The sequence below is a fragment of the Streptomyces laculatispora genome, from assembly GCF_017353455.1.
GTDB classification, from domain to species: Bacteria; Actinomycetota; Actinomycetes; order Streptomycetales; family Streptomycetaceae; genus Streptomyces; species Streptomyces laculatispora.
The window spans coordinates 1-8,068 of record NZ_JAFMPZ010000173.1; the positions used below are offsets into that span (position 1 = coordinate 1).

Annotated in this window: 12 protein-coding genes and 2 pseudogenes; 3 read left to right on the forward strand and 11 right to left on the reverse strand. The window is 67.9% G+C overall.

Going from position 1 to position 8,068, the window contains the following annotated elements; genetic code table 11:
* Window positions 1–116: 116 nt before the first annotated feature.
* Entirely contained in the window at window positions 117–578 is a 462-nt protein-coding gene (locus tag J1C73_RS10125) for a cupin domain-containing protein (RefSeq protein ID WP_207316036.1), read from the reverse strand.
* A gap of 259 nt (window positions 579–837) precedes the next feature.
* Between J1C73_RS10125 and J1C73_RS10130 the strand changes: the two genes are divergently transcribed.
* Both J1C73_RS10130 and J1C73_RS34700 read left to right on the forward strand, forming a co-directional pair.
* Window positions 838–1,011 (forward strand): Tim44 domain-containing protein, encoded by a 174-nt coding sequence (locus tag J1C73_RS10130; RefSeq protein ID WP_207316037.1) that lies wholly within the window; start codon window positions 838–840, stop codon window positions 1,009–1,011.
* 423 nt (window positions 1,012–1,434) lie between these two features.
* Window positions 1,435–1,599 (forward strand): annotated as a pseudogene (locus tag J1C73_RS34700) (IS30 family transposase); the annotation flags it as partial.
* A gap of 505 nt (window positions 1,600–2,104) precedes the next feature.
* On the opposite strand, the gene J1C73_RS10135 reads toward J1C73_RS34700, so the two are convergent.
* From J1C73_RS10135 to J1C73_RS35460, 4 genes are all read right to left on the reverse strand, one after another.
* On the reverse strand, window positions 2,105–3,097 hold the full coding sequence (locus J1C73_RS10135; RefSeq protein ID WP_207316038.1) for an LLM class flavin-dependent oxidoreductase: 993 nt from the start codon (window positions 3,095–3,097) through the stop codon (window positions 2,105–2,107).
* Window positions 3,098–3,381: 284 nt separating this feature from the next.
* The gene (locus J1C73_RS10140; protein WP_207316039.1) at window positions 3,382–3,792 is read right to left on the reverse strand and encodes a hypothetical protein; all 411 of its coding nucleotides are present in this window, start codon (window positions 3,790–3,792) and stop codon (window positions 3,382–3,384) included.
* A gap of 54 nt (window positions 3,793–3,846) precedes the next feature.
* Window positions 3,847–3,987, reverse strand: a complete 141-nt coding sequence (locus J1C73_RS10145) for a P-loop NTPase family protein (RefSeq protein WP_207316040.1) — start codon at window positions 3,985–3,987, stop codon at window positions 3,847–3,849.
* A gap of 10 nt (window positions 3,988–3,997) precedes the next feature.
* Complete coding sequence (locus J1C73_RS35460; protein WP_266413298.1) at window positions 3,998–4,132, reverse strand: hypothetical protein; 135 nt, start codon at window positions 4,130–4,132, stop codon at window positions 3,998–4,000.
* 106 nt (window positions 4,133–4,238) lie between these two features.
* Between J1C73_RS35460 and J1C73_RS35935 the strand changes: the two are divergent.
* Window positions 4,239–4,786, forward strand: a pseudogene (locus J1C73_RS35935) (FAD-dependent oxidoreductase); the annotation flags it as partial.
* Here J1C73_RS35935 and J1C73_RS35940 read toward each other — a convergent pair.
* The 6 genes from J1C73_RS35940 to J1C73_RS10170 all read right to left on the reverse strand — a co-directional run.
* A complete protein-coding gene (locus J1C73_RS35940) occupies window positions 4,762–5,754 on the reverse strand; it encodes a transposase (RefSeq protein ID WP_372446671.1) in 993 nt (330 codons plus the stop codon). The pseudogene J1C73_RS35935 and the gene J1C73_RS35940 overlap by 25 nt on opposite strands.
* A gap of 24 nt (window positions 5,755–5,778) precedes the next feature.
* Window positions 5,779–5,859 carry a hypothetical protein gene (locus J1C73_RS10155; protein ID WP_278186536.1) on the reverse strand — a complete coding sequence of 27 codons (81 nt, stop codon included), beginning with the start codon at window positions 5,857–5,859 and terminating at the stop codon, window positions 5,779–5,781.
* Window positions 5,860–6,048: 189 nt separating this feature from the next.
* Entirely contained in the window at window positions 6,049–6,339 is a 291-nt protein-coding gene (locus J1C73_RS35700; RefSeq protein WP_307797655.1) for a transposase family protein, read from the reverse strand.
* Between the two features lie 24 nt (window positions 6,340–6,363).
* Window positions 6,364–6,792 (reverse strand): helix-turn-helix domain-containing protein, encoded by a 429-nt coding sequence (locus J1C73_RS35705; RefSeq protein WP_307797656.1) that lies wholly within the window; start codon window positions 6,790–6,792, stop codon window positions 6,364–6,366.
* Window positions 6,793–6,946: 154 nt separating this feature from the next.
* Window positions 6,947–7,480, reverse strand: a complete 534-nt coding sequence (locus tag J1C73_RS10165) for a GrpB family protein (protein WP_207316041.1) — start codon at window positions 7,478–7,480, stop codon at window positions 6,947–6,949.
* A gap of 89 nt (window positions 7,481–7,569) precedes the next feature.
* Window positions 7,570–8,068 (reverse strand): transposase family protein (locus J1C73_RS10170; RefSeq protein ID WP_207316042.1); only part of this gene is annotated, 499 nt, incomplete at its 5' end.

Consider the following 8,068-nt stretch of genomic DNA (forward strand, 5'->3'; position numbering starts at 1 on the left):
CAAGATCAAGGGGGAACTTCAGAACCATGCGTTGAGCGCACGGATTCGTCGGTACTACTTGCGGATCCAGCGCATCAGGTCACTGCCAGCCGAGGTTGACCTCGCCGATTCGATGCCTACAGCGTCGACGGACTCGAGTGCGTGTCCGTCTCCTTGAGCTGATACAGCTCGGGCACGGAGACCTTGATCGGCTCCTGGGTGGTCCGGGCGATCACGACCACTGCCGGCTCATTCGGGTCGGGGTTCTCCTCGCGGTGCGGGACGAACGGGGGGACGAGGAAGAAATCACCCGGGTTGGCGGCGAGCCGTACCTCCTGTGTGCCGTCGTGGTAGACAAACACGGGGTGACCGCTGACCACGTAGATACCAGCTTCCGAATCCCCGTGATGGTGGTTGTCCGTCGAGCTCAGCGGCGGGTTCTCCACCAGGCCCATCCAGAGCTTCTTCGAGCCGACCGTGCCTCCGCTGATAGCCGCGTAGCCGTCCAGTTCGCCGGATGCCACGTGGTGGACCCGGTTGTTGATCGGCCCGCGGTCACCAGAGTCCGGTGCGGGCCCGGCGCCTTGATGAGTAGCCATTGTGAAGCCTTTCAGATTCGAATTTCCTTGACCGGGACCAGACTGCAACTCCCGTACTGGAGCAGGCAATCACTCGTGCTGTTCCGGCAACGCGCATGCTTCCGGCACCTGGGAATCCGCTCACACCTCAATGGCACACACTCAGCATGCGACGGCACAGAAAAGTCCGATAGTGCAAGGATCTGCCGGTTTCCCGGCACGCTTGCCGTCACTGCTGAGGGCACGCGGCCCCACCACCGCGCGTTGCGCTTCGGCGAGGATGATCTCGGCCAGGGCGCGGGGGCTCGGTGCCCTCGTCCAGGAGATCGGCGTGGTTGCGCACGTCGGTGGCAACTGCGCGGGCGTGACCGCTCTGTTTCAGGGCGATCTGCTCGAAGTCGTGCGGGGTGAGGGCGGCGGGGTCATCGTCGGACTGGCCGAGCAACCGCGCTGAGAAGGAGAAACCGAACCACGCAGCCGAACGAGGTCATCGACGTTCCGAACCGCCCGATCAGCAGGAGCTGCCAGCCCACGACGTGAAGCGTGGACCTACGTCACCAAGAACGGACGGAACCCCGCGCAGCCTACCGATCACCTTCGCCTGGAACGGGTCGCACATCGTCATGTGTATAACGAAGAACGCGCCCGCGCAACGCTGCCTCAAACGCCGCCTGGCCGATCACGTCTGGCGCACGATGGTCGTTGATGAGCGCCGCCGCGCGCTGTTGACGGGCCCGGGAGGACAACTGGGGGCGGCTACAGAATCCAGCGAGGCCGGCCCAACCCCGTCGGCCGGCTCTTCGGACAAGTCACTTCCCGAACCCGCCATAGCCGAGCCTACGCCACCACACCAACCAGCTTGACAAACACAGAGGCACCCGAGGGCACAGACCTGTCGCGATGGCAGGTCGACAAACTCGAGGCCGTTGCTCTCGCTCTCAACAACAGGCCCCGCAAAACTCTCGGTTGGAAGACACCCTCCGAAGCCCTGAGCGAGCATCTACTATCGGTCCAGGAAGCCGATGTTGCGACGACCGCTTGAGTCCGGGCAGGGTGCCCCGCATCAGCCTGGGCCAGTCTCGGACTAGGCCGTCCCGCGTCATCGGCGACAGGGGCTACAGCTCGAAAGCGATCCGCACCTGGCTCCGGAAGCGGGGGGTGGCTCTCGCAATCCCCCAGCGAGCCGACCCAGTCCGTAACCGTCTTGAGCGCGGCGGACGCAGAGCTGTCGGGGTGCCCCGCCTGCGACCGGCTTGCAGGCGGCGCAACATGGTTGCCGCAGCTTCTCGGTCGTGTCGGCATCGACGGGCGTGGCGGTCACCGCAGTACGGCCGTCCAGTATTCCGGCGTGGACTGCCGCGCGGTGTCGTAGAGCGGGCGGCCAGCCCGGTAGGCCTCGGCGAACGCGTCTGCGGGTGCACGGCACCAAGCAGCCATCTCCGCCAGGGCGCCCGGGCCCTGGCGGAGGGCGATGCCCCTGAAGAGGTCGAACAACGCGATCCGCCAGCCGGTGGGTATGAGGTTCTTCGAGATCGTGGCGCTTCAGTTCAGGGGCAGGGGTCCAGGACACGGGCGAGCGAGTCGAGCGATGCCAGGGCGTCGGGGCCGGTGGGAGCGAGGACGACGCTGGTCGCGCCGGCTGCGTGGCGTGCCTTGATCGCTTCGCGTGCCTGGTCGGGGGCGCCGGCGATGCTCAGTTGGCGAACCCAGTCGGCGGGCATGGTCTGTGCGAATTGCCGGGCGTCGGTAGAGGCGGCGCGGTGTTCACGCAGCTGTGCGGCGAAGGGCAGGGGGTCGATGTGCGCGGCCCAGGCCGGCTCGCCGATGGCGCTCAGGCCGTCACGGACGCGGGCGAGAGCGGCGTCCTCGTCGTCGTCGACGGCGGCGGCGTCGTAGGTGACGACTTCGCGGCTGCTCGTGTCAGGAGCGCCGTTCATGTGCTGCACCGAGGAGGTGATGTAGGCGGGGGCCGCAGGTTCGGCCAGGAGGAGCCCGTCGGCCACCTCGCCCGCCGCTGCCTGGGACTTGGGACCGCGTACTCCGAGGATGACCGGGGGGACGATGCCGGGGGTCTCGGTGAGGACGACGCCCTCGCAGCGCACGTAGCGGCCGCCGGCCGGGCCGGGCTCGCCGCGCATGAGCAGGCGCAGCGCGGTCGTGTACTCCTTGAGGAGTGTCAGAGGGCTGGCGGGCCAGGCTCCGGCCTGGCGCAACCAGTCGGGCATGCCGTGGCCGATTCCGGCGATCAGCCGGCCGGGGTAGAGCTGCGCGAGGGTGGCCAGTTCCATCGCGGCGAAGCACACGTTGCGGGCTCCGGCGGGCATGATGCCGATGCCGACGGTGATGCTGGTGGTGCTGGCGAGGACGGGGCCGGCTTGTGCGAGGCCGCCGCGCCAGCCGAGGTCTTCGACCACCCATATCTGGTCGAATCCCAGTTCTTCTGCTCGCCGGGCGAACGGCAGCATGTCCTGGACGGGCAGGTCGCGGGGAAGCATGACGCCGACGCGGCCGCGGGCAGGGGTGTCATCTGATTCAGGCATGGCAGGTCCTTGTGCAGGGTGGCCGTCAGGGTCAGTGGCTTTGCGTCATCTTAGGCGGGCGGTCGGATCCGGCTCGCCGGATTGCGGCGGCCGCAGCCGTGGTCACGCACAGCAGGGTGAGCAGGAGGAAGGCGTCGTTGAGCGCCATGCGGTGGGTCATTCAGCCGATGGCGGCGGGGCTGGCGAGCATGCCGAGGTGGCCGAGCCCGGCGACGCGGGAGGCGTTGTCGCCGGCAACGGAGGGGCGGCGCGCCCGGCTGCGCTGGCGAGCTGAAGGCGGCCCACTATGTCTGCGCCGCCGCCCCCCGAGCGCTTCGCCGTCGATCCGACGCAGGCGTGAAAGCTGCGTCACAGCCGCCCGCCTTCCCGATTACGTCGGCGGCGACCTCACCGAGTGGGCGCGTGGTGGCGTCGACGGCGAAGTCATCGACTACTGCTTGTTTGAGGATTCCGGCCAGTTCGCCGGCCCTGGCCAGATGCCATCGCAACGCTTCGGGCTCGTTCTCGTGGCGTCGCATGAGTCGCTGGTGGATGACGGGCAAATCGGCATGGAGTCGGCACGCTGAAAGCTCGATACCGATTGCATCGCTGCATAGCTTCCGGTCTTCCGGGTCCTCGATCACACCGGCGAGGACCAGCCGAACTGTTCCCGCAGCGAGGTAATTGCCGGCGATGCTGCGCAGATTTCGCAGCATCATGCCGAAGTTGAAGCAGTCTCCTGAAGGCGTTGGCCAAGACTGCCTCAGCTACTAGTCGAGGTCGATGACTGCGTTGGGTGTGTCAGTGTCGGCGAGAAGGTCGCCCACGCCCTCGGCCACCGATGTCTTGCCAACGCCGACAGTACCGTTGATCAGGAAGGCACGGGGTTCGGGAGAACGTTCTGCACGCATACGTGAGACTCTACGATTCACCGGCCACGAACTCCTCCTCCGTCTGGTCGAAGGCGGACAGGGTCACACCATGTTGCGTACGGATGCGTCGGCGCCGCGTGTCGGCCTGGGCGAGCGTGGCGGCGATGGGGGACTGCTCGCTCATGAGCCTCTTTCGATCCGGCCGTCCCGGGAATGGCAACAGAAGTTGTTCGTGGTGTGGCGCTGGAGCACCTTGGGGGCCGGAGGTGATCGCAGTGATCAAGACAGCGGTGAAGACACGCGCCGACAGCGCGGCGCCGACTGGCGATGAGGCCTATGACGTGGCGGTGATCGGTGCCGGAGCAGCCGGCCTGAGGGCCGCGCTCCTGCTGGGGCGGGCCCGCCGCAGGGTGGTCGTGATCGATGCAGGCGAACCGCGCAATGCCCCTGCCGCGCACATGCACGGCTTCCTGTCCCGTGACGGCCTGTCCCCGGCGACCCTGCTCGGCCTGGGGCGGGCCGAGATCGCCCGCTACGGGGTCGATGTCGTCCGGGGCCGGGTGGAGCATCTCGAACCGAGAGGCGCACATCGAACCCGGATACGACGTGCGCCTTGAGGGTGACCCAGTGCTCAGGGCCCGCCGTCTTCTGGTCGCCACCAGGCTGCGTGACGAACTGCCCGATCTCCCCGGTGTCCGGGAGCGTTGGGGCAAGGACCTTCTGCACTGCCCGTACTGCCTACGAGGTCCGTGACCAGCCCCTCGCCGTCCTCGGCACACACCCGGGGGCCGTGCACCAGGTCCTGCTGCTGCGTCAGTGGAGCAAGGACGCCGTCTTCGTCATGCGTGGTGGCGTCGGGGGTGCTGTGCCACAGCCACAGCGGCTTGGGGTCGCGGTTGCCGGGCAGGTGCTCGACCGCCAGATGGACCAACGTTCCCTCGACGATGGGGAGTTCGCCTTCATGGTGGGTCCATGAGCCGCGCCGGTCCAGCTTGGGGTGCAGGTGGCCCCAGCAGCGGGCGAGGGCCTGGCCGAAGCGGTCGTGGACGCCGGCCGGCGCCGGGTAGCTGCAGGGTCGGCGAGTCGGAACTCAGCTCCGTGTCGGGGCGGGCGCCCAGGATGGGTTCCGCGGCGCTTGCCGGCCGGAGCGCGCATGACCCGCTCGGCGCGGATGCGTCCCAGCAGCCGCACCAGCTCCTTACGCAACAGTCGGGTCAGGCGCACGATGTCGTAGCCCGAGTCCAGGACGAACAGCACCGGCAAGTCCCCCAGGCGCCACTGCCCGGCCCGCTCCAGGCGGGCGACAAGGTCGCGGATCTGGGCGGCGGTGACCTCGGTGGGATCGTCCTCGGGTCCCAACCGCATCACGTCCAGTGGGCCGGTCCACGAGGAGCGGCCGCCGCCGAGGGCCGCCGCGACCTGATAGGGCCAGCCTGGATGGTCTGACGCACCCCGTCGCAGCGGCACGGACGGTGGCAGTACAGCCGCTGGGGCGAACACTCGGCGTCCGGACGCGGTGCCGCCCAGGGCGATGGACAGCTGCCCGTCCGCCCCGCGCGGCAGTACGAGCCCTGCCCGGGCCATCCGAAGCCGGGACACGGCGATATGTCCCTGAGCCAGCACGTCGTACATCGCGCCATGTCCGCGGCGGTGCACTTCAGCGATGGACAACTCGGGCAACGAGACCACCGAGCCGTCAGTGCACAGGACCGCGTCCGTCAGCTCGAACAGGGCGTCCGCCTGAAGCGTCAGGCATTGGTGACCTGTTTGATGGGTACGTCCCGGCTGAGGCTGGCATCCGCCAATCCCATCGCCCCCCCTGGCCCGGAGCTACCGGTCTCCAGAAGGCCCCGGCGCCACTGCGTTCACTCGGATTTCGGGGGCCAGTTCGTAGGCGAACTGGCGGACCAGCCCGAGCCCTGCGTGCTTGCGACTTGGTACGCGATTGAGGTCGGGGCGTGCTGGCCTGGCGGGTCGGCTGGTGGGTGATCAGCAGGCGGCCTTCCAGGCGGGCACGAGTTCGGTGCTCGTGTGCCGCCGGGTGGGCCTGCGGGCCGCGCGGTCGGAGACCAGTCCGGCGATGGCGGCGTGGGTTTCGGCCTAGGAATCGCGCCGGCCGAGGTACCGCTGGAGCGGCCGCCACTTCTTCTCCTCGCCGATGGTGTGCTCCACGCAGATCCGCGCGGAGGACTGTCGTCGGCGCGCCTCGCGCCAGGCGTAGTTCTCGCCCAGCGGTACTTTGTCCTTCGGCTTGCGTGGCGGTGCCTGGACCTGGTTGGGGGAGTCGTTGGCCAGGCCCCGGTATCCCTCGTCGACCTTCGCCTTGACCTGCGGATGCAGACACAACTGCTCGGCGATGCTTTCGGTGCGCATCGCGGTCTGGTCGTGCACTCTGCCGGGCCGGTCGGCCCCGGACTACAGCAGGCGGTCCGAGCCGTCGCTGATGGTGGCGGTCTTGGCGGTGTTCTGCTTCTTCTTGCCGGAGACGAGCGCCTTGCGGCCGGGGCGGCCGGCCCGAGGGCGGCGGACCTGGGTCTCGGTGCCGTCGATGCGCAGCTCGACACCCTCGGCCGTGGCGTAGGCGAAGACATCGGCCAGGGTGCGCAGGCGGATGCCGGGCCGGTCGGGGACGGCGAAGCCGCGGACAGCCAGCAGCGGGCGGATCTCGTGGATGGCGCAGGTGACGGTTGGGCGGGAGACGCCGTAGAGCCCTGCCAGTGCCGCGTGCGGCATCTGCAGACGCAGGTGGATCACGGTGACCAGGACGCTGTCGGTGAAGACCAGCTTGTGATCCGGCCCGGCTCCGGCGGTCCGCTTGCGCTCTCCTCCACGACGCTCACGCAACTCGGACCCACACCGCCCCAGCCAGGGGTCGGCCAACTCCTCGATCAGAACGCCGAGATGTGCACGCTTAAGGCCGCAGAAGGCAGGATGAGACAAGACCGCACGGGCTCGGTAATGCGTCACGACATCACCAACCCGTGCTGCCACCGTCACGTCACTGTTCTCCGGCGGCCCGAGCAACGTAGGACTTCGCGACCAGTTCCTCCACCAAAGCACTCTTCGCCCTCGAGTAGTCCCGCCTGCCCTGGCTGTCGGCACGGAACCGCTGTGCAAGGGCCACCTTCAACGCGCTGTAGCGCCGGACTTCATCGGGCCGCTGACGTAGGTAGTCACGGAGCAAGACCTGATCAAGGTGGGGTCTGGATCCTTTGACCACGCTATACAGGTGATGTTCGGGAGCCGCAGGAGGGGCTTGAAAAGCCTCCCGCCCCGGAATCCCCAAATCGCCTTCGTGCCGGTAGCCCTGCTCGGAAAGCCGGGAGATCAGCGCGGGCACGGGGGCGTCCTCGGCCACCACAATGTCGAGGTCGATGATCGGCTTGGCGGCACATCCGGGCACGGCTGTGCTTCCGACATGCTCGATGAATACAGCCAGGTCCGCGACATGAGGTGCAAGCCGCTCCCGCAGGTCCTCAAACCGCTCGGGCCATCGGGGGTCATAGTCGCCGACCACGATCATGCCAGTCATGCCAGCAGTCTCGCAGGATCTCCAGGGCCCATCGAATCGCTCTGACGGCCCCGGCTATCGCGTACCAAGTCGTTAGGGTTCGCAGAGAATCAACATGCGGGTTTGATCTCTTTCGGGGGTTCGGTCCCGTATTTTTCGAGGTAGGCGGTCACGTCTGTGGGGGTGCGGAACCGCGCTGTCGAGGCGGGGATGCGGTGGCCGTGCTGTTTCAGAAGCGGGCGGACCTCGCCGACGGCGTCGGTGATCGTGCTCCGGTTCACAGCGAAAAGCTGGCCGAGAAGGTCTTGAGTACCGAGTCTGCGCTGGTAAAGCACGGTGGCCAGGATCCGGTCGGCCGAGGTGAGCTTGCACTTGGCGCCCGCGCCGGGGGCTCGGCGGCGTTCGCCTCCGCGTTGTTCGCACCGGGAATGCTCGCGAAGTTCCGCCAGCGCTGGAGTCAACTCGCCGATCAAGGCGTTCAGTTGTTGGTGAGTCATGCCGGTCAGTTCCGGGTCGCGGAGTGAGGCGGAGTTGATCTGGCCTGGCTTGTCGGTCGTGTGCATGGCGTGTGTTTCGGTGGTCTTGGTTCCAGTGCGGGCGGGGTGGGGG

What these genes read in the sequence shown, in the direction of transcription:
- J1C73_RS10165 (WP_207316041.1), bottom strand. Translation starts at nt 7,480, where the DNA reads ATGACTGGCATGATCGTGGTCGGCGACTATGACCCCCGATGGCCCGAG.
- J1C73_RS10140 (WP_207316039.1), bottom strand. Translation starts at nt 3,792, where the DNA reads ATGCTGCGAAATCTGCGCAGCATCGCCGGCAATTACCTCGCTGCGGGA.
- J1C73_RS10130 (WP_207316037.1), top strand. Translation starts at nt 838, where the DNA reads ATGATCTCGGCCAGGGCGCGGGGGCTCGGTGCCCTCGTCCAGGAGATC.
- J1C73_RS10145 (WP_207316040.1), bottom strand. Translation starts at nt 3,987, where the DNA reads ATGCGTGCAGAACGTTCTCCCGAACCCCGTGCCTTCCTGATCAACGGT.
- J1C73_RS10135 (WP_207316038.1), bottom strand. Translation starts at nt 3,097, where the DNA reads ATGCCTGAATCAGATGACACCCCTGCCCGCGGCCGCGTCGGCGTCATG.
- J1C73_RS10125 (WP_207316036.1), bottom strand. Translation starts at nt 578, where the DNA reads ATGGCTACTCATCAAGGCGCCGGGCCCGCACCGGACTCTGGTGACCGC.
- J1C73_RS35460 (WP_266413298.1), bottom strand. Translation starts at nt 4,132, where the DNA reads ATGAGCGAGCAGTCCCCCATCGCCGCCACGCTCGCCCAGGCCGACACG.